Below are 19,496 nucleotides of genomic sequence, written 5' to 3'. Positions count from 1 at the left end.
GGGGAAGGTGCAGACGCCATCGACGCAGGCCGCGGCCTGCGGGACGAGAGCGAAGGGAATCGAGTCGGTCATGCCTCGGCGACGCGGGTGAGGAGTTGCGTCAGCTCCTCGGTGCCGAGCGCGCCCGGGATCGCGAACCGGTCGTCGACGACCATGAAAGGTACGCCGCGGGCGCCGAGTGCGCGCGCGGTGTCGGCGTCCCTGTCGACGGCGGCCCGGTAGGTGCCGGCCGTCAGGACAGCGCGCGCCCGCTCGGGGTCCAGCCCCGCGTCGCCCGCCAGCTCGACGAGCGCATCGACCGATCCGAGGTGGTGGCCCTCGACGAAGTACGCGCGGTAGAGACGGTCGCTCATTCGTCGGCGGACGCCCTGAGTCTGCGCGTAGTGGAGCATCTCCAGGGCCAGGTGCGAGTTCGTGGGCCGGATCGACTGCGGCTCGTACTGCAGTCCCTCGGCGGCGGCGACGGTCTTCATCTGCGAGAAGACCCGTTCCTGGTCGGCGTCGTCCATGCCGCGGTTCGCCCGCAGATACTCCGTCGCGTCCACCTCGGAGGGGAAGCCGGGCTGCAGTTCGAAGGACCGGTGCTCTATCTCGACCTCTCCGGCGAACGCCTCCACGGCTCGTCGGAGGCGGGCGTCGCCGACGTAGCACCAGACGCACTGCACGTCCGACCACACCTCGATCCTGATCGCTGGGCTGCGCACCTTGCTGGTCTCGTCATCGTCGCTAAAATGGGGTATCACCCCACTAATATAAGTGGTGGCAGCCCCCACTTGTCAATGTCTCTCGGGACGGCGTGAAGGAGCCCCATGCGAGCTGATGCCCAACGCAACTACGACGCGATCGTCCGAGCGGCTGCGGTCGAAGTGGAGCGCGTCGGTGCAGACGCCTCGCTCGAGGACATCGCCCGCAACGCCGGCGTGGGATCGGCCACCCTGCATCGGCGCTTCCGCACCCGCCGCGCCCTTCTCCAAGCCGTCTTCGTCGACCGCATCACGACGATCTGCGAGCACGCCGATGTGCTCAGCGCCCGCATGGGGGCGGGTGAGGCGCTGGAGGCATGGCTTCGTGAACTGGCCCGGTTCAGTGCGTCGACCCGGGGCGTCGCGGATGCCCTCATCCTCGGCACCGTCCCCGACCCGGCGACGAGTGCGTGCGAAACCATGCTGATCTCCACAGCCAGTTCTCTGCACGCGCGCGCTCTCGAACGCGGTGAGGTCTCTGCCACGGTGTCGGCATTCGACCTCCTCGCACTCGTGAACTCCCTCTCGCTCGGCTCCCGGACCGCGCCCGATCCCGTCGAGTACGCGGAAAGGCTGCTCGGGCTCGCACTGGACGGCATCCGTCGGTAGTGCGGCGCTGACGGCTGGCGACGGTCGTTCGATCAGGGTCGCATCCGGTCCGGCGCAGCATCCACCTTTCCTAGAATCGGACTGTGGCAGCGGCTGATCGTCCGGGGGTGAAGGCTCCCCCCGGCGCGCGCCGGATCCGCTTCACCCGGCGGCAGTGGGCCGGCGCGAGCGTCGTCGGGATCATCGGTCTCGTCGCGCTGGCGGCGCTGGTCGTCATCGGCGCTCGAGCGCTGGTCGCGCTCGATCCCGTGCGGGAGTTCTTGACGCAGCATCCCGGCGAGTACCCACTGCCCGCCGGCGCGCCGGTCGGCATCCCTGCCTGGCTGGGCTGGCAGCACTTCTTCAACACGTTCCTGATCGCGCTCATCATCCGTTCGGGCTGGCAGGTGCGCAGGCAGAAGCGGCCCATCGCCTTCTGGTCACCGCGCGGCGAGAAGCGGCGAAAGATGAGCCTGACGGTGTGGTTCCATCTCGCGCTCGACGTGCTCTGGATCGCCAACGGCGTGCTGTATGTTGCTCTCCTTTTCGCCACCGGTCAGTGGATGAAGATCGTGCCGACCTCGTGGGAGGTCTTTCCGAATGCGCTCGCCGCGGGCCTGCAGTACGCCACCCTCGACTGGCCGACCCACAACGGCTGGGTCAACTACAACAGCCTGCAGCAGCTCTTCTACTTCACGACCGTGTTCGTCGCCGCCCCCGCCGCCATCGTCACCGGGGCGCGTCTGAGCATGTTCTGGCCTCGCACGGCCGATCGACTGAACCGGCTGCTGCCGTTCGACGCGGCGCGGCGGGTGCACGTCTGGACGATGATCTACTTCCTCGTCTTCATCGCCGTGCACGTCGCGCTGGTCTTCGCCACCGGTGCGCTGCGTAACCTGAACCACATGTATGCGTCGCAAGACACGGTGAGTTGGACGGGCTTCGCGATCTTCGTCGCATCGCTGGTGGTGCTGGCAGCGGGATGGGTCGCTGCCCGTCCTGCGGTTCTCGTTCCGATCGCGCGGCTCTTCGGCGACGTGCGGGTCGTGCCGGTGCCGACGCAGGGGCGGACCCGATGACGCTCACGACGCGGCCGGAGCTCGTCGGCACGTTCGGCATGGTGGCCTCGACGCACTGGCTGGCGTCGGCGGCGGGCATGGCCGTGCTCGAGGAGGGCGGCAACGCCTTCGACGCGGCTGCGGCGGCCGGCCTGGTGCTGCACGTGGTCGAGCCGCACTTGAACGGACTCGGCGGCGACGCGCCCATCATCGGCTTCGACGTCGCCTCCGGGCGACCCTGGGTGCTGTGCGGGCAGGGGACGGCGCCGGCGGCAGCAGATCACTCGGCCTTCACCGCGCTCGGACTCGACGTGGTCCCCGGCACCGGGCATCTCGCGGCGGTCGTCCCCGGCGCTTTCGGCGCCTGGATGTCGATGCTCGAGCGTCACGGAACGCTGCCCCTGGAGCGCATCACGCGATTCGCGATCGGCTACGCGCGCGACGGGTACCCGCTCATCCCGCAGGCGGTGGCAACGATCGGCACCGTCGCCGAGCTGTTCGCCGCGCACTGGCCGACGTCGGCCGAGATCTACCTTCCCGGCGGGGCGCCGCCGTCGCCGCGCGCCCGTTTCCGCAATCCCGCTCTCGCCGACACCCTCGAACGCATCGTCCGCGAGGCGAGCGCCGGCGGCGGGTCGCGCGAGCGCGTGATCGCCCGTGCACGCGAGACCTTCTATCGAGGGTTCGTCGCCGAAGCGGTCGACGCATGGATGCGGCACCCGGTGCGCGATTCGAGTGGACGCGACCACGCCGGCCTGCTTCGCGCAGATGACCTCGCATCGTGGGAGCCGACCTGGGAGGCGCCCGCGACCATCGAGTTCGCCGGTGTCACCGTCGCCAAGACAGGGCCCTGGGGGCAAGGACCCGTGCTGCTCCAGCAGCTCGCGATGCTCGCCCACCAAGACCTCGGCGCGCCCGGTTCGGCGCAGACGGTGCACGCGGTGATCGAGACGGCGAAGCTCGCCTTCGCCGATCGCGAGGCCTACTACGGCGACCCCGACTTCGTCGACGTGCCGTTGGCCGCCCTCCTCTCCGACGACTACGCCCGCGAGCGTGCCGGGCTCATCGGGTCGCGTGCGGCGGACGGCCAGAACCCGGGGAGGCCGGGCGGACGCGTGCCGGTTCTGCCACGCGAGGTGGCGGCCCCGTCGACCGGTACCGCCGGTATCGGCGAGCCGACGGTCGCCCGTGACGGCCTCACCCGCGGCGACACCTGCCACCTCGACGTCGTCGACCGGTGGGGCAACGTCGTCGCCGCCACGCCGAGCGGAGGATGGCTGCAGAGCTCCCCGGTCATCCCCGGTCTCGGGTTCTCGCTGCCGACCCGCGCCCAGATGTTCTGGATCGAACAGGGTCTTGCCGGATCGCTCGCACCGCGCAAGCGCCCGCGCACGACCCTGAGTCCCGGGCTGTTGCTGCGCGACGGGCGTCCGTACCTCGCGTTCGGCACGCCCGGCGGAGACCAGCAGGACCAGTGGCCGGTGGCGTTCCTGCTGAACCACCTCGTGCACGGCATGAATCTCCAGGAGTCGATCGACGCGGCGAACTGGCACTCGACGCACATGCCCTCGTCGTTCTACCCGCGGGACTCCGAGCCGCTCGGTGTCGTGGTGGAGGACCGCGTCGGCGACGCCGTGGTCGCCGAGCTGCGCGAGCGCGGCCACGACGTGACCGTGTCGGGGTCGTGGTCGCTCGGTCGTCTCAGCGCCGCCGGGATCCGCGAGGACGGCATGCTGATCGCCGCGGCGAACCCGCGCGGCATGCAAGGCTACGCCGCCGGGCGCTGAGCTGACCGCGAGACCCGATCCGCGCGCCGAGACTCCGACATTCTGCGGGGGTCTCGCCGCGGCGCAGCGGTCTCGCGGTCAGGGTCACCGGGCGGATGCGGCGCCCGCGGCGAATCCGTCGGCGTAGGCCTCGTCGGCGCCCTGGCGGAACATGTCGCGTTCGCCCGGGCGGACGATCGACCGCGCGCCCGGGAGGTCGAGCGCGCCCACGAGATCGGCGCGCCCCCGCACCACGGCGACGGGGCGGCGCGATGCCTTGCCCTTGACGAGATCCGCGGCGGCGGCGATCTCGTCGGCGACACAGGGCATCGTCACGACGAGCGGCCTGCCCTCGGCATCCGTCTGTCCGCGGAGGTCTTCGAAGACGTGCACGCCACCGGCGCCGATCGCGGAGTCGGTCTGACCCTCCCGCCACGCGCGTCCGAGGGTGTCGGAGACCAGCACGCCGACGAGTGCGCCCGTGCGTTCGCGCAGTCCTTCCGCCAGACGTCGGGCCGACGCATCCGGATCTTCGGGGAGGAGCAGCACCGTGCCCGCGGGCGTGTTGCTGGCATCGACGCCGGCCGCGGCCGAGACCATGCCGAGGCGGTTCTCGACGATGCGCGTGGTGTGGCCGGTGGCCGAGGTGCGGGTCGCGACGATCCGCACGGTCTCGGCGGTGATCGCGTCTTCACGATCGTCGGCGTCGATGATCCGGCCCTCGGCCTTCGAGACGATCTTGCTGGTCACGACGAGGATGTCGCCGTCACGCAGCTCGCCGCCCGCGGCGGCGGCGATCACATCGACGAGGTCGACTCCCGGCGTGATCTCGCCGATGCCGTCGAGGGCCCAGAGCTGCAGCACGTCAGCGGACGAAGCGCACCTCGGTGAGCGTCTCGCCGAGGAAGGGCTCGGTGTGCGAGGCGCCGTCGAGGGTGAAGCCGTTACGGACCCAGAAGCGGTGGGCGCGGGGATTGTCTTCGGCGACCCAGAGGTAGAGCTCTTCGCCGGGCTCGACGGCCGCGTCGAACAGCTGCTGTCCGATGCCGGTGCCGTGCCAGGCATCGAGGAGGTAGATGAAGAACAACTCGCGGGCGCGGGGAGCATCCTCGTCACGGGACGGGCCGGAGCCGACGAATCCGACGATGACGCCGTCGACGAGGGCTGCGCGCATGCGGTAGTCCTCGCCCTGCGACGCCCAGTGCGTCCAGAGCTCGGCCATGCGGCGAGCCGACACGCGCTCGAGCGCGGCCTTGCTGATCAGGTGGTCGTAGGTCTCGTGCCAGCACGTCGCGTGGACGCGCCCGAGGGCCTCGGCGTCCACGTCGCGAACCGGGCGGACGACGATGTCGCGCTGGATCTCGATAGGTGTTTCGGGTGCCATGAGCAGACTCTACGCGTGAGCCCGAGGGCTCGGAAATCGGCCGGACGCGGGCTTTCGGCCCGGGCGCGGGCTTCGTGCGCCCGGAAGCCCTCGCGCCGACCGAAAGCCCGCGCGCCCTGGTGGGGATCGCTGACGAAAGGGCGATCTCTTTGTAGGTCATCGACTACGAAAGGGGCGAGATCGCTGTCGGGTCGATACGATCGCGCCTCGTGAATGTCATCTGGCGCACCCTCCTCGTCATCCTTCGCGCTCGCCTGCACCGCCGCAGTCGCCCGCTGGCGGCCACCGCGATCAGCCGCATCCGCGTACGCACGCTCCCGACCGACATCGACCTGCTGCGCCACATGAACAATGGCCGGTACCTGTCGCTGTTCGACCTGGGGCGCTGGGACCTCCTCATCCGCACGGGCCTGGCCGACGCGACCCGCGCGCAGGGCTGGTACGCGGTCGTGTCGAACGAGACCATCACGTTCCGGAAGTCGCTGAATCTCTGGCAGAGCTTCGTCATCGAGACCCGGTTCATCGGGCATGACGACCGCGCCTTCTTCCTGGAGCACCGCGCGGTCGTCGACGGCGAGATCTACGCGCAGGCGATCATCCGAGCCCGGATGCTGCGTCGCTCGGGCGGCACGGTTCCCCACGAGGAGCTGTTCGCCGCCATCGGACGCCCGGAGGGACTCCCCGAGGTCGCGCCCTGGCTGCACGAGTGGGCCGCAGCATCCGCTCTGCCCTCCACGAAGCGCCCCGCCCCCAGCATGTGGGAGTGAACCCCGCCGGGGTGCCGCTCGGCCCGCGCTCGCCCCGCGACTTAGGGTGGTGCCATGTCGCACCCGGTCGCCCCCGCAGAGCTCGCCGACCGGGCGGTAGCCCTCGCCGGACGGTGGGTCTCGGCGGCGGCCGAAGAGCCGACGGATGCGGCGGCGCAGCGTCTTGCCGGAGTGCTGCGCGATCCTCAGGGCCTGCCCTTCACGATCGGGTTCGTCGACGGCGTGATGCGCCCCGAGAGCCTCGCAGCTGCGGCGGCGCAGCTGCGCCGGATCGCGCCGCTCGTGCCCGACTTCCTGCCCTGGTACCTGCGCGGAGCCGTGCAGGTCGGGGGAGCGGTGGCCCCGGTGCTGCCGACACCGGTCGTTCCGATCGCGCGCCGGGCCCTCCGCGACATGGTCGGGCACCTCGTCGTCGATGCGCGCCCCGACAAGCTCGGTCCCGCCATCGCCGCTCTCCGCGAGAACGGCGCGCGGCTCAACCTCAACCTGCTGGGTGAGGCGGTGCTCGGCGAGGCGGAGGCGGAGCGCCGGCTGAAGGGCATCCACGAACTCGTCCGCCGACCCGACGTCGACTACGTCTCGGTCAAGGTCTCGGCCATCGCCTCACACATCTCGATGTGGGCCTTCGACGACGTCGTCGACCGGGTCGTCGAGCGGCTTCTCCCGCTGTACCTCGACGCGGCGTCGTCGACCCTCCCCACGTTCCTCAACCTCGACATGGAGGAGTACCGCGACCTCGACCTGACGATCGCGGTGTTCACCCGCATCCTCGAGGACCCCCGCCTGGCCGATCTCGAGGCCGGGATCGTGCTGCAGGCCTACCTCCCCGATGCCCTCCCCGCCCTCCGGCAGCTCACGGCATGGGCGCGGCAGCGGGTGGCCGCCGGTGGCGCGCGCATCAAGGTGCGGCTCGTGAAGGGCGCGAACCTCGCGATGGAACGCGTCGACGCGATCATGCACGACTGGTCGCTCGCCACGTACGGCAGCAAGCTCGACACCGACGCCAACTACCTGCGCTGCCTCGACGAGGCGCTCACGGCCAAGGCGACCGAGGGCGTGCGCATCGGGGTAGCCGGGCACAACCTGTTCGACATCGCCCACGCGTGGGAGCTCGCCGGTGACCGAGGCGTGCGCGAGTCTGTCGAGATCGAGATGCTGCTGGGCATGGCTCAGGGCCAGGTCGCCGCGGTCGCCCGCGACGTCGGCCACGTGCTGCTCTACGTGCCGGTGGTGCGGCCCGACGAGTTCGACGTCGCCATCAGCTACCTCGTGCGCCGCCTGGAAGAGAACGCGTCGGGCGAGAACTTCCTCTCGGCCGCCTTCGATCTCGCCGACGACCCCGAGCTGTACGCCCGCGAGCGCGACCGCTTCCTCGCCTCCCTCGAGCGCGCGGCCGATCCCGCACTGCCGACCGGTCCGAACCGCCGGCAGGACAGGGGCGTGGCGGCGCAGGCCCCCGAGCCGGCGATCCTGCGCGAGCCGCAGACCGATGACCCGGGGCTCACTCAGGCGGTGCTCGGCATCGCCCGCGACGCCGCGGCATCCGATGCCCCACCGGAGCACGTGCTGTTCGGCGGGCAGGCGTTCGTCGAGACGGCCGTCTACGCCCCGCGCGAGGCCGGCGACGCGGTCGGCGCGCCCGGTTTCCGCAACGTCGCCGACACCGACCCGGCGCTGCCCGCGAACCGTGAGTGGGCGCGCGAGGTGCTCGCCCGCGTCGACGACTCGTCGGCCGGAACCGCGACCATCGCCGCGGCGCGCGTCGACGATGGCGATGCTCTCGACGCGCTCGTGGCTCGAACGACGGATGCTGCGGCCTCCTGGGGCGCGACGTCTGCGGCCGAGCGGGCCGCGGTGCTGCAGCGCGCGGCGCGCGCGCTGGCGGAACGCCGGGGCGCGCTGATCGAGGTCGCGGCCTCCGAGACCGGCAAGGTCCTCGCCGAGGCGGATGTCGAGGTGAGCGAGGCCGTCGACTTCGCGAACTACTACGCCGCCACGGCGCGAGAACTCGACCGCGTCGGCGGCGCCGTCTTCGTGCCCGCCCGGGTGACGGTGGTCGCCCCGCCCTGGAACTTCCCGATCGCGATCCCTGCCGGGGGAGTGCTCGCCGCGCTCGCCGCCGGCTCGGGCGTGGTGTTCAAGCCGGCCCCGCAGGCCCGCCGCACCGCCGCCGTCGTCGCCGAGGCGCTGTGGGATGCCGGGGTGCCGCGAGACCTGCTCGCCCTCGCGGATCTCGACGAAGAGGCGCTCGGGCGCCGACTCATCGAGCACACGGCGGTCGACCAGGTGCTCTTGACGGGGTCGTGGGAGACCGCGCAGCTGTTCCGGTCGTGGCGGCCGGAGCTCTCCCTGCACGCCGAGACGAGCGGCAAGAACGCGATGATCATCACGGGATCGGCGGATCTCGACCTCGCCGCGTCCGATCTCGTGCGCAGCGCCTTCGGGCACGGTGGGCAGAAGTGCTCAGCGGCGTCGCTCGCCATCCTCGTCGGACCGGTCGCGCGCTCGCGGCGCTTCGCCCGGCAGTTGATCGACGCGACGACCTCGTTGCGCGTCGGGCCCGCTTCCGACCCTCTCTCGGAGGTCGGCCCGCTCATCGAAGAGCCGCGCGGCAAGCTGAAGTGGGCACTCACCACCCTCGGCGAGGGCGAGCGGTGGTTGGTCGAGCCGCGCGAGCTCGACTTCGACGGTCCGGCTGCCGGCCGTTACTGGACGCCGGGTATCCGCACCGGGGTGCAGCCGGGTTCGCGTTTTCACCGCGAGGAGTTCTTCGGGCCGGTGCTCGGCATCATGCACGCCACCTCCCTCGCCCACGCCATCGAGCTGCAGAACGCGGTCGATTACGGGCTGACCGCGGGACTGCACACGCAGGACCCCGACGAGCTCGCCCTCTGGCTCGACCGTGTCGAGGCGGGCAACCTCTACGTCAACCGTGGGACGACGGGCGCGATCGTGCAGCGCCAGCCGTTCGGCGGCTGGAAGCGCTCATCGGTCGGCGCCGGTGCGAAGGCGGGCGGCCCGAACCACCTCATCGGCCTCGGCACCTGGCGCCCGTCGACGGGAGCGACCGCGTCGTCGACGTTGCACCTGCGCGGTCTCGATTCGCGTCTGACGGCGATCATCGAGGCGGCGCAACCGACGCTCTCGTACGAGGCGTTCGAATGGCTGCGCCGTGGCGCGCTCGCCGACGCGATCGCGTGGGACCGCGAGTTCGGCCGCGTCAAAGACGTCTCGCAGCTCGGCGTCGAGCGCAACCTCTTCCGCTACCGCCCGGCGTCGGTCGCGGTGCGCGCGACCGGCGACGCGGCGTGGCAGGCCGTGCTGAGGGTCGTGCTCGCCGGCGTGCGATCGGGCTCGAGCTTCGCGCTGAGCTCGCCGGTGGGGCTCCCGGGCGAGGTGCGCCGCGTGCTCGGCGACCTCGACGTCCCGGTGTGGGTGGAGAGCGACGACGAGTGGATCGAGCGCATGGCCGGGGTCGGCGACGTCGTCGCGGCCGCGGCCGACGAAGACCCGCGGCCCCGCCCCTCGCGCGTGCGGCTGGTGGGTTCGCCCGCGTCGGTGGCGGGCCTGCGACGCGCGCTGGCCGAGGCGACGTCGGGTGATCCCGACCTCGCGGTCTACGCCGACGAGGTCACGACCGCCGGGCGCATCGAGCTGCTGCCGTTCCTGCGCGAACAGGCCATCTCCATCACGGCCCACCGCTTCGGCAACCCCGACGCGTGGAGCGAGCGCGCGATCTGACGCCCGCCCCGCAGCATCCGGTCGCCACGGCATCCGGCCGCTGAAAGGCCAAGACACCCGGGCGCGGTGCTCCGCGTCTCCGGGTGTCTTGGGCTCTCAGGCTGTTGCGGCGCGTCAGGCCGCGGCGAGCTCCGCGCGGCGGGCCTGCAGCTGGTCGAACGTCGGGAAGGTGTCGGCGATCGGGTTGCCGGTGAAGTGGCCGACCCAGCCGTCGTCGTCGTGGAAGAAACGGATGCTGGTGAACTCGGGCGAGGTGCCCATGTCGAACCAGTGCGTGGTGTTGGCCGGCACCGAGACGAGGTCGCCGGGCTCGCAGTAGAGGGCGTGGACCTTGCCGTCGACGTGGAGGTAGAAGACCCCCGCGCCCTTGGCGAAGTAGCGGTCCTCGTCGTCGTCGTGCTTGTGCTCGGAGAGGAACTTCTCGCGCGACGTGACCTTGACCTCGTCGTAGTTCTCCTGCGACGGCGAGAGGCCGACGATGTCGACGAGCGTGTACCCCTCGCTCTGCTTCACGCCCTCGACCTCGGTCGAGTAGAGCGCGAGCACCTCGTCGAGCGGTGCGTCGTCGGCGAAGTCCTTGACCTCCCAGCGCGAGAAACGGGCGCCCAGAGTCGCGAGCGCCTCGCGGATCTCGTTCTCGTCGGTGGACTCGAGCACGGGCACGCTCGGGTCGGTGTCCTTCCAGACGGTCAGAAGTGTCACGGGGATCTCCTCGGATGGGGTGTGTGAGGTCGATTCTCGCGCGTCCACCGACCGCGCGGCCAGTTCACGAGCACTTCCGTCGACTTCGGCGTAACAATGCGCAACGGCGGATTGGGTCGGTGCCTGCTCGAACTGGTTTACTGCTCCCGCGCCGGACAGCACCGGTCGCCGTCCCCCAGCGCCCACAGCACCCCTCACCCGAAGGTGACCTCCATGTCGTTCCTCTCGCACAATCGCCGTCTGCTCGGCCTCGCCGCCGCCGCCGGTGCGACCGCGCTCGTCCTCGCCGGCTGCGCCCAGCAGAACACGGGCGGCACTGCCGCTCCCGCCGCATCGCAGCAGGCGGCCACGGCCGACGCGCCGGCGCCCTTCGACGGCGAGCCCGTCACCGTCGCCCTCGTGCAGCAGTCGGGCGCGGGCGACTACTTCACCGCGTGGACGGCCGGCGCGAAGGCGCAAGCGGCCGCGGCGAACATCGAGCTGACCGTCAGCGATGCGCGCAACGACAACGCCAAGCACGCGTCCGATCTGGAGCAGGCGATCGCGTCGAAGCCCGACGCGATCATCGTCGACCACGGTCAGACCGACACGATCGAGCCGCGCATCCGCGAGGCCGTCGACGCGGGCATTCCCGTGATCGTGTACGACCTGGCGCTCGACGACACCGACGGCGTGCTCGTCACGTCGCAGTCAGACACGTCGATGGCCGAGGGCGTGCTCGACGAGCTCGTCGCCACGGCCGGTGACGGTGCGAAGGTCGGTCTCGTCAGCGCCGAGGGCTTCGCGCCGCTCGACCGTCGGAAGGCCGTCTGGGACGACTACCTCACCGAGTACGACCTCGACCAGCTGTTCTTCACCGGCGAGGTCACCGAGTCGACCGCGACCGACAACATCCCGCTGACGGATGCCGCGCTCAAGGCCAACCCCGACGTGCAGGCGATCTTCGCCCCCTACGACGAGATCACCAAGGGTGTCGTGCAGGCGGTGACGCAGAACAACCTGCAGGACAAGGTCAAGGTCTACGGCATCGACATCTCCAACGCCGACATCGAGGTCATGATCGCCGACGGCAGCCCCTGGGTCGCGACCTCGGCGACCGACCCCGCCTCGATCGGCGCCGCGGTCGTGCGTACCCTCGCGCTCTCGCTGGCGGGCGAGCTCGACGAGACCGAGGTGCAGTTCCCCGCGATCACCGTCACCCGCGACTTCCTGCTCGAGAACGAGATCACGAACGTCGCCCAGCTGCGCGAGGCCGAGCCGTCGCTGCTGCTCGAAGACGTCGTCGTCGCCGATTGGCTCCCCGCCGTCTCGGGATGACCTCCTCCACGCCCCTTCCCGCTCAGGCGGACGACCGGCCGGTCGTCCGCCTGAGCGGCGTCGGCGTGCGCTTCGGCGCGAACGAGGTGCTGCGCGACGTCTCGCTCGAGCTCGCCGCGGGCACCATCACCGCCCTCCTCGGAACGAACGGCGCGGGCAAGTCCACGCTGATCGGCGCCGTGTCGGGGGCGAACCCCGGCTACACCGGGTCGATCGAGGTGTCGGGCGCATCGACGCGGCTGACCTCGCCCGCCCGGGCGCGCCGGGCCGGCATCGAGACGGTGCACCAGCGCATCGCCGACGGAATCGTGCCGTCGCTGTCGGTCGCCGACAACATCGCGCTCACCGACCTCTCGTCGGGCGGGCACCGGGTGGTGCGCCGAGCCGAGACCGAACGCGTCGCCCGTGCCGCGCTCGCGCGCCTCGGGCTCGACTGGCCCGACGAGGTACTGCGCGCCGACGCCGGGCGCCTGGGTACCTCCGACGCGCAGCTGCTGATCCTCGCCCGCGCCCTGCGATCCACCCCGAAGCTGCTGATCCTCGACGAGCCGACGTCGGCGCTCACCGCGTCGGAGGCGGATCGTCTGTTCGAGGTGCTGCGGGCGCTGCGCGACGGCGAGCCCGGCAGACCGGGCCTGGCCATCCTGTTCGTGAGCCACCGGTTCGGTGAGATCGAGCGCCTGGCCGACCGCATCCTCGTGCTCCGCGACGGCGGGCTCACCCTCGCCGCCTCGCGGCCGTTCGACTGGCACGCCGCCCTCGAAGCCATGCTCGGGGTTCCCACCGAACTGCAGCAGCACGTGACCGACCCGCAGCCGGCAGGCGACGTGGTCTTCTCGATCGACGGGGCCCGTCTCATCCCGGGCGCCGAGGCGCTCGCGCTCGACGTGCACGCGGGGCAGGTCACCGGCATCCTGGGGCTTCTCGGCGCGGGCAAGACCGAGCTCGCAGAGACGGTCGCGGGCGTGCGGTCCGCCGGCGAGGCCCGCATGACGCTCTCCGGCGGCGACTACCGGCCGGCCACCCCCGCGGCGGCGAAAGAGGCCGGGGTCGTGCTCGTTCCCGAAGACCGCCAGCGCGGCGGCATCCAGCCCGGCTGGTCGATCGCTCGCACCGTCGGGCTGCCGGTTCTGCGCGAGATCTCCGACCGGCTCGGTGTGGTCGGCGTGCGCCGCGAGCGCGCGGTGGCCGACGAGGTGATCGAGGCCTACGACGTCGTCGCGCCATCGGCCGACACCGCCGTCGACGATCTGTCAGGCGGCAACCAGCAGAAGGTGATCGTCGGCCGCTGGCTGCGCACCGCACCCGCCCTCGCCGTGCTCGACGAGCCGTTCCGCGGTGTCGACATCGGCGCGCGTCGACGCATCGGCGACGCCGCAGGGGCCCGGGCGAAAGAGGGCGCGGCCGTCGTCGTGCTCTCGAGCGACGTCGACGAGATCCTCGACGTCGCCGACCGCATCGTCGTGCTCGTCTCGGGCAGGATCGCCCTCGACACCCCCGCCGGAGTCCACGACCGGGCGCGCATCGTCAATGCGCTGCTCGATGATCCCGGCCACCCGAAGGAGACGGCATGAGCCTCACGACAGCATCCGCCCCCGGTATCGGAACGCGCGTGATCGACGGCGTCGCGAAGTGGGGCTTCGTCGCCGTCACCGCGCTGCTCATCGTGTTCTTCTTCGCCACGCAGCCCGCGTTCGGCACGGTCGAGAACGTCTTCGGGATGCTGAAGTTCATCGCGCCCGTCGGGATCGCGGGCCTGGGTGTCACCCTCGCCATGACGGTCGGCGGCCTCGACCTCTCGGTGGGAGCCAACGCCGGCTTCGCCGTCTCGATCGCGGCGTGGACGCTCGTGATCGCCGGTCAGGTCGGCGGGATCGCCGTCGGGGTCGTGCTGCTGTCGGGCGCGCTGATCGGCGCGTTGAACGCGGCGCTGATCGTCTTCGCCCGCATCCCCGATCTGCTGGCGACCCTCGCGACGATGTTCACCGTGGTCGGGCTGAAGCTCATCATCGTCGACGGGAAGTCGATCTCGTCGCAGATGACCCTCGCCGACGGCTCCACCGCACCCGGCCGCTTCACCGCCGACTTCCTCTGGTTCGACCGCGGCTCGTTCGGCCCCGTCTCGGTGCCGGTCGTGCTCTTCCTGGTGCTGACGGCCCTCCTGTGGTTCGTGCTCGACCGCACCCGCTGGGGCCGCGCGCTCGCCGCGGTCGGATCGAACCCGGAGGCCGCTCGGCTCGCCGGCGTGCGGGTGCGCGCCTACCGCGCCGCAGCGTACATCGGCTGCGGTGTGCTCGCCTCGATCGCGGGGCTCGTGCTGGCCGCCCGCATCGGTCAGGGTGACGTCTCGGCGGGCAACTCGCTACTGCTCGACGCGGTGGCCGTCGCGCTCGTCGGTGTCTCGGTGCTCGGCATCGGCCGGCCGAACGCCTGGGGCACGGCGCTGGGGGCCGTGCTGATCGCGGTCATGGTGACGGGCTTCTCCATGATGGGATTGCCCTACTACATCCAGGACTTCGGCAAGGGCGTCGTGCTGCTCGTGGCACTGCTGTTCAGCTTCACGTTCCGCCGCCGCAAGACCACGATCATCGCCGGGAGCACCACCGCATGAGCGACCTCGAAGCCGACCTCCTGACCGTCGACACGGTCGGTGCGTACCTCCTCGCCCGCCCGCAGCTGGCCGGACCCGTCGATCCCGCGTCGATCGTCTCCGTGGTCGAGGTCGGCGACGGCAACCTCAATCTCGTCTTCATCGTCACCGACGCCGCCGGCCGCGGCGTCGTCGTCAAGCAGTCGCTGCCGCACGTGCGCGTCGACCCCACCTGGCCGCTCACCCGCGAGCGGGCCAAGCGCGAGGCGGTCGTGCTCGCCGCCCACGAGGCGGTGGATGCGGCGCACGTCCCCGCGTTCTACGGCTTCGACGAGGCATCCCTCGCCCTCTCGATCGAAGACCTCAGCGATCACGCCGTGTGGCGCAACGAGCTGAACGCGGGGCGCCTGCACACCTACGCCGCCGCAGAGCTCGGCACCTACGTCGGCGCGATCGGCTTCGCCACGAGCGTCTTCGGCACCCCCGGGCCCGAGCGGCGCCGACGGATCGCCGAGGCCGCGAACCCCGAACTGTCGGAGATCACCGAAGACCTCGTCTTCACCGAGCCCTACGTCGACCACGAGCACAACGGGTGGCTGCCCGCGAACGAGGACGACGTGCGCGAGCTGCGGGCCGACCGCGTGTTCGTGCGCGAGATCGGGCTCGCGAAGCAGAAGTTCCAGGAGGACCACCAGAGCCTCGTGCACGGCGACCTGCACACCGGGTCGGTGTTCGTGCGTGCCGACGGCGGCTCGGTCCGCGCGTTCGACTCGGAGTTCGGCACCTACGCGCCCACGGGCTTCGACCTGGGCGCGGTGTGGGCGAACCTCATCATCGCCGCGGCGCGGGCGTCGGTGCTCGGCCGCGAGGCCGACGCCGAGGCGCTGCTCGCGCTGCCGGTCGAGCTGATCGCCGCCTTCGAGGAAGAGTTCACCCGCCGCTGGCCCGACCGCGTCGACCCGCGGGTGTACGGCGACGACGTGCTCGCGGTGACGCTGCGCCGCATCCGCTCGGATGCCGCGATCTACGCCGCGGCGAAGGCCGTGCGCCGCATCGTCGGGTTCTCGAAGGTCGCCGATATCCAGACCCTGCCCGAGCACGAGCGCGCGATCGCCGCTCGCCGGGTACTGCTCACGGCCCGCACGCTGGGCGTCGCGCGCCTGATCGATCCCGATCCGCGCCGCCTGACGCAGCTGACGCGCGAGCCGCTCCTGACGTAGCGCGGCGAGAGTCAGCTCGAGCGCACGGGTTGCGCTCGAGAGCACGGGGTGGGTGCGTGCGTAGCCCGTGCGCTGGGGCCGGAGCCGTGTGCCGGAGGGCGTCAGAGAGCGGATGCTGCGCGGTCAGCGCGTGGCGACGGTGAAGCGCAGGAGCCACTCGGCGATCTCGAGGTGGCGGCGGGCGGCCGCCGCATCCTCGCCCCAGGCGTACATGCCGTGGGTTGCCACGATCATGACCGGCACCTCGGGGACGTCGGCGGTCGCGGGCACGTAGGCCTCGTCGAAGCGGGCGGCCTCGACCGCCATGTCCTGGTCGTTCGCGATCACGGGGATGACGACGGTCTCGTCGTGGGCGCGGTGTCCGATGCCCTTGAGCATCTCCATGCCGCTGATCTCGACGCCGTCGGGCCAGCGGTGCGCGGCGATGACCGCGTCGAGCGCGTGCACGTGGAACACCGCGCCGGCACCGGTGCGCGCGGCGATGTGGGCGTGGAGGCCGGCCTCGGCCGACGGCGGGCGCGGATCGTCGGCGTCGAGGCCCCCACCGTCGGGGCCGACGAGTACGACATCGGCCTCGGTGAGCTCCGACTTGTCCAGGCCCGAGGCGGTGACCGCCAGCACGAGCGGATCGCGGTCGATCACGAGCGAGAGGTTTCCGGAGGTGCCGCGCATCCAGCCGTAGCCGGAGAAGCGGGCGGCCTCGGCGGCGAGGATCGCGCCGGCTTCGAGCGTGCGCGCGGTCGACAGGGCGCTCATCGGGCGATCTCGATCTCGTCGAAGGTATGCGCCACGGGGCCGTCGAACGCGGCGCCGGCCCACGGCTCGCCGGCGCGGTCGAGCGCCACGGTCTGCCAGCCGGCGGCGCGGGCGGCGGCGACTTCTTCGGGGTGGTCGGTGAGGAACAGGGCGCGGGCCGGGGCGACGCCCAGCGCCTCGGCGATCGTGGCGTACGACGACGCGTCCTTCTTGCCGCCCGCGTTGACGGTGTCGAACCAGGCCTCGACGAGGGTCGACAGATCGCCCTGCGGAGCGTGGCGGAACCACGGCTGCTGCGAGGCGACCGAGCCCGACGAGTACACGGCGATCCGCAGACCCTGGTCGGCCCACGCGCGCACGCGCGGCGGTACGTCGTCGAAGAACTGCGACGTGATCTCCCCGGCGGCGAAGCCCTCGGCCCAGATGACGCCCTGGATCGTTTTCAGCGGAGTGGACTTCACGTCGGTCGCCATCAGGGCGCGCAACGCATCGGCGATCTCGCTGTCGCTCGCTCCGGCAGGCAGTCCCGTCTCCGCGATCGCGTCGGCTCGCGCCGCCCGCAGCGATTCGCGTCCGAGAGCCTCTTCGAGACGGGGGCGCGCGTAGTCGTACAGGTCGCCGAGGATGAAGCCGGCCTCGCTCGTGGTGCCCTCGATGTCGAGCACGACGACGTCGGCGGAGGGGGTGACGGTCATTCGGGTCCTCCGGAGGAGTCGTTCGAGAAGGGGTGGAAGGCGACGGTGTCGGGCTGTGTCGAGGCGTTCACGGGCACCGGCACGGCCGGCGTGCGACGTCGCCGGAGCGGCGGAGCGCTGGGGATCTCTGCGAGCGCCTCGGGGTCGGCGGCGAAGTGGTCGGCGACACGCGCGGGCTCGAACGTGCCCCGGCTCGTGGCGATGCGGGTCACCAGGCGCGCCGGTGTGACGTCGAACGCGGGGTACCACGCGTCGGTCACGAGCGGGCTGGCCGACCGGTGCCCGAGCACGTCGAGCACCTCGGCGGGGTCGCGGTCTTCGATCACCACGTCGGCGCCGGTCGGGGCGGCGCGGTCGGGCGCCTCCACCATGGCGTAATACGGAACGTCGAAGGCGGATGCTGCGGCCGCGAGGGCGAGCGTGCCCACCTTGTTCACGACCGAGCCGTCGAGCGAGACCCGGTCGGCGGCGGTGACGACGGCATCGATCGGGCCGGTGCCCACGCCGCGGGGCGACGACAGCGCGGCGGCCCCCATGCCGTCGGTGATGAGCGTGACCTGCTGGCCGAGCTCGCGCAGCGAGTGCGCGGTCAGTCGCGCGCCCTGCAGGTAGGGGCGGGTCTCGGTCGCGATCCATTCGATCTCCCGGCCGGCCTCGGCGGCGGCGGCGACGAGGCCGAACAGGTAGGCGTCCGCCCAGCAGTGCGTGAGGATGCGCGGCGCCGCGGGGAGCAGCGACAGGGTGGCGCGGCCGAGACGGAGGGCGGCTTCCCGGTAGTCGCGGTCGACCGTCCGGGCGGAGTCGAGGGTGGCGGTCACGAGCTCGGTCGTCGTGTCGGCGTCGCGCCCCGCGGCGAGGATCGTCGCGACCGCGTCACGCGGGTGCGCGTTCGTCGGGCGCGCCGTCGCGAGGGTGCGCCCGGCGACACCGAGCGCGGTGCGGGCGTCACGCAGGGGCAGGTCGCGCGCCTGCAACGCGGCGAGGGTCATGCCGGCGGTGGCGGCGTAGAGCGGGCCCGAGCTCTGGGTCACCATGTCGCGGATCGCCGCGGCGACAGCATCCGGCGTCTCGGCGGTCACCCACTCGATGCGAGCCGGGAAGACCCGGCGGTCGAGGATGCGGACGACGCCCGCGTTTTCGTCCAGGACGACGGAGTTCTCCAGGGTCGCGGTCACCCGCCCATCCTTCCACGCGGCGGCGGCCGGGCGCTCGGCGCGAGAGTCCCACCGGGTCGTCTCGGCGGGGCCCCATGTGCGCAATCTGTGCGCATATGCGCACGTCATCGGGGGTGAATTGCTCATGTGAGCAGGAACCCGCTCAAAAGTTGAACGCACTGCTGCTGTCGGTTCTGAAGAACCTCTTCAACCTCATGGGCATCGGGTCGTTCGTGCAGATGATCGCCACCGGCGTCATCCTCGTGCTCGCACTCGTGCTGAACAAACTGCTGGACAGTCGCGCACTCGCCGCGGCTCGTTGATTCGATCGGAGAAACGATGACCACCTCGCTCGCACGTTACGTCGACCACACCCTGCTCAAGCCCGAGGCGACCCGCGACGACGTCGCCGCGCTGATCGCGGAGGGCGCCGCGCTCGGCATGTACAGCGTGTGCCTGTCTCCGTCTGTCCTTCCCGTCGATCTGCCGGAGGGGCTCAAGCTCGCCGTCGTCGTGGGCTTCCCGAGCGGAAAGCATCATTCCGAGATCAAGGCCGCCGAAACCCGACTCGCCGTCGCTCAGGGCGCCCACGAGATCGACATGGTGATCGACGTGGGTGCCGCTCTCGAGGGGCGCTTCGCCGACGTCGAGGCGGACATCCGCGCGGTGCGGGAAGCGGCCGTGTCGCCGACGGTGTTGAAGGTCATCATCGAGTCGGCCGCGCTCCCCGACGAGGCCATCGTGGGCGCCTGCCGGGCCGCGGAGGCGGCCGGGGCTGACTTCGTCAAGACATCGACCGGGTTCCACCCCAGTGGCGGTGCCACGGTGCACGCCGTGGAGCTCATGAAGCAGACCGTCGGCGATCGCCTCGAGGTGAAGGCCTCGGGCGGTATCCGCACGCGCGCCGACGCGGAGGCGATGATCGCGGCGGGCGCTTCGCGCCTCGGCCTCTCGAGCACGCGCACGATCGTCGAGGACGGTGCCGCCGGGTCGGGCTACTGACGCCGGGGCCCCG

At 71.5% G+C, this 19,496-nt stretch carries 18 protein-coding genes; 11 read left to right on the top strand and 7 right to left on the bottom strand.

Annotated features, from left to right (window positions below; all coding sequences use genetic code 11):
• Positions 1-68: 68 nt before the first annotated feature.
• Positions 69-743 (bottom strand): DsbA family oxidoreductase, encoded by a 675-nt coding sequence (locus DEA06_RS11125; protein WP_165817984.1) that lies wholly within the window; start codon positions 741-743, stop codon positions 69-71.
• 66 nt (positions 744-809) lie between these two features.
• Here DEA06_RS11125 and DEA06_RS11120 point away from each other — a divergent pair, with 66 nt between their 5' ends.
• The 3 genes from DEA06_RS11120 (at position 810) to DEA06_RS11110 (ending at position 4,176) form a co-directional block, all read left to right on the top strand.
• Positions 810-1,352 carry a helix-turn-helix domain-containing protein gene (locus DEA06_RS11120; protein WP_116648063.1) on the top strand — a complete coding sequence of 181 codons (543 nt, stop codon included), beginning with the start codon at positions 810-812 and terminating at the stop codon, positions 1,350-1,352.
• Positions 1,353-1,435: 83 nt separating this feature from the next.
• Positions 1,436-2,410 (top strand): cytochrome b/b6 domain-containing protein, encoded by a 975-nt coding sequence (locus DEA06_RS11115; RefSeq protein WP_116648062.1) that lies wholly within the window; start codon positions 1,436-1,438, stop codon positions 2,408-2,410.
• The gene (locus tag DEA06_RS11110) at positions 2,407-4,176 is read left to right on the top strand and encodes a gamma-glutamyltransferase family protein (RefSeq protein WP_116648061.1); all 1,770 of its coding nucleotides are present in this window, start codon (positions 2,407-2,409) and stop codon (positions 4,174-4,176) included. The genes DEA06_RS11115 and DEA06_RS11110 overlap by 4 nt, the downstream gene beginning before the upstream one ends.
• An 84-nt stretch (positions 4,177-4,260) precedes the next feature.
• Here the strand turns inward: DEA06_RS11110 and cofE are convergent, their stop codons facing one another.
• Positions 4,261-5,019, bottom strand: a complete 759-nt coding sequence (cofE, locus tag DEA06_RS11105; RefSeq protein WP_116648060.1) for a coenzyme F420-0:L-glutamate ligase — start codon at positions 5,017-5,019, stop codon at positions 4,261-4,263.
• A gap of 1 nt (position 5,020) precedes the next feature.
• Positions 5,021-5,539 (bottom strand): GNAT family N-acetyltransferase, encoded by a 519-nt coding sequence (locus DEA06_RS11100; protein WP_116648059.1) that lies wholly within the window; start codon positions 5,537-5,539, stop codon positions 5,021-5,023.
• Positions 5,540-5,748: 209 nt separating this feature from the next.
• Here DEA06_RS11100 and DEA06_RS11095 point away from each other — a divergent pair, with 209 nt between their 5' ends.
• Complete coding sequence (locus tag DEA06_RS11095) at positions 5,749-6,306, top strand: acyl-CoA thioesterase (protein WP_116648058.1); 558 nt, start codon at positions 5,749-5,751, stop codon at positions 6,304-6,306.
• A 54-nt stretch (positions 6,307-6,360) separates the two neighbouring features.
• On the top strand, positions 6,361-10,047 hold the full coding sequence (locus DEA06_RS11090; RefSeq protein WP_116648057.1) for a bifunctional proline dehydrogenase/L-glutamate gamma-semialdehyde dehydrogenase: 3,687 nt from the start codon (positions 6,361-6,363) through the stop codon (positions 10,045-10,047).
• Positions 10,048-10,161: 114 nt separating this feature from the next.
• On the opposite strand, the gene DEA06_RS11085 is transcribed toward DEA06_RS11090, so the two are convergent.
• Positions 10,162-10,749: a cupin gene (locus DEA06_RS11085; RefSeq protein ID WP_116648056.1), complete on the bottom strand. Its 588-nt coding sequence runs from the start codon at positions 10,747-10,749 to the stop codon at positions 10,162-10,164.
• A 213-nt stretch (positions 10,750-10,962) separates the two neighbouring features.
• Between DEA06_RS11085 and DEA06_RS11080 the strand changes: the two genes are divergently transcribed.
• Genes DEA06_RS11080 through mtnK form a run of 4 tightly spaced genes read left to right on the top strand, consistent with a single transcriptional unit; the run spans position 10,963 to position 15,876 of the window.
• Positions 10,963-12,066, top strand: coding sequence for a substrate-binding domain-containing protein (locus DEA06_RS11080; RefSeq protein ID WP_116648055.1), 1,104 nt, complete (start codon positions 10,963-10,965; stop codon positions 12,064-12,066).
• A complete protein-coding gene (locus DEA06_RS11075; protein WP_116648054.1) occupies positions 12,063-13,640 on the top strand; it encodes a sugar ABC transporter ATP-binding protein in 1,578 nt (525 codons plus the stop codon). The genes DEA06_RS11080 and DEA06_RS11075 overlap by 4 nt, the downstream gene beginning before the upstream one ends.
• Positions 13,637-14,677, top strand: a complete 1,041-nt coding sequence (locus tag DEA06_RS11070) for an ABC transporter permease (RefSeq protein ID WP_116648053.1) — start codon at positions 13,637-13,639, stop codon at positions 14,675-14,677. The genes DEA06_RS11075 and DEA06_RS11070 overlap by 4 nt, the downstream gene beginning before the upstream one ends.
• On the top strand, positions 14,674-15,876 hold the full coding sequence (gene mtnK / locus DEA06_RS11065) for an S-methyl-5-thioribose kinase (RefSeq protein ID WP_116648052.1): 1,203 nt from the start codon (positions 14,674-14,676) through the stop codon (positions 15,874-15,876). The genes DEA06_RS11070 and mtnK overlap by 4 nt, the downstream gene beginning before the upstream one ends.
• Positions 15,877-15,999: 123 nt before the next feature.
• Here mtnK and mtnB read toward each other — a convergent pair whose 3' ends face one another.
• The 3 genes from mtnB to DEA06_RS11050 are packed head-to-tail and all read right to left on the bottom strand — an operon-like array spanning position 16,000 to position 18,502.
• A complete protein-coding gene (mtnB, locus tag DEA06_RS11060) occupies positions 16,000-16,632 on the bottom strand; it encodes a methylthioribulose 1-phosphate dehydratase (RefSeq protein ID WP_116648051.1) in 633 nt (210 codons plus the stop codon).
• Positions 16,629-17,327, bottom strand: a complete 699-nt coding sequence (gene mtnC / locus DEA06_RS11055) for an acireductone synthase (RefSeq protein WP_116648050.1) — start codon at positions 17,325-17,327, stop codon at positions 16,629-16,631. The genes mtnB and mtnC overlap by 4 nt, the downstream gene beginning before the upstream one ends.
• Positions 17,324-18,502 (bottom strand): hypothetical protein, encoded by a 1,179-nt coding sequence (locus tag DEA06_RS11050; RefSeq protein ID WP_205781266.1) that lies wholly within the window; start codon positions 18,500-18,502, stop codon positions 17,324-17,326. Before DEA06_RS11050 ends, mtnC begins: the two co-directional genes overlap by 4 nt.
• Positions 18,503-18,651: 149 nt before the next feature.
• Between DEA06_RS11050 and DEA06_RS16585 the strand changes: the two genes are divergently transcribed.
• Both DEA06_RS16585 and deoC read left to right on the top strand, forming a co-directional pair.
• On the top strand, positions 18,652-18,804 hold the full coding sequence (locus DEA06_RS16585) for a hypothetical protein (RefSeq protein WP_165817983.1): 153 nt from the start codon (positions 18,652-18,654) through the stop codon (positions 18,802-18,804).
• 16 nt (positions 18,805-18,820) lie between these two features.
• Positions 18,821-19,483: a deoxyribose-phosphate aldolase gene (gene deoC / locus DEA06_RS11045; protein WP_116648048.1), complete on the top strand. Its 663-nt coding sequence runs from the start codon at positions 18,821-18,823 to the stop codon at positions 19,481-19,483.
• The last annotated feature ends 13 nt before the right edge of the window (positions 19,484-19,496 follow it).

The organism is Microbacterium sp. Gd 4-13 (assembly GCF_003095395.1).
Lineage (GTDB): Bacteria > Actinomycetota > Actinomycetes > Actinomycetales > Microbacteriaceae > Microbacterium.
Note: the sequence above shows the minus strand (reverse complement) of the source record. Positions and strands in the feature narration are given on the sequence as shown.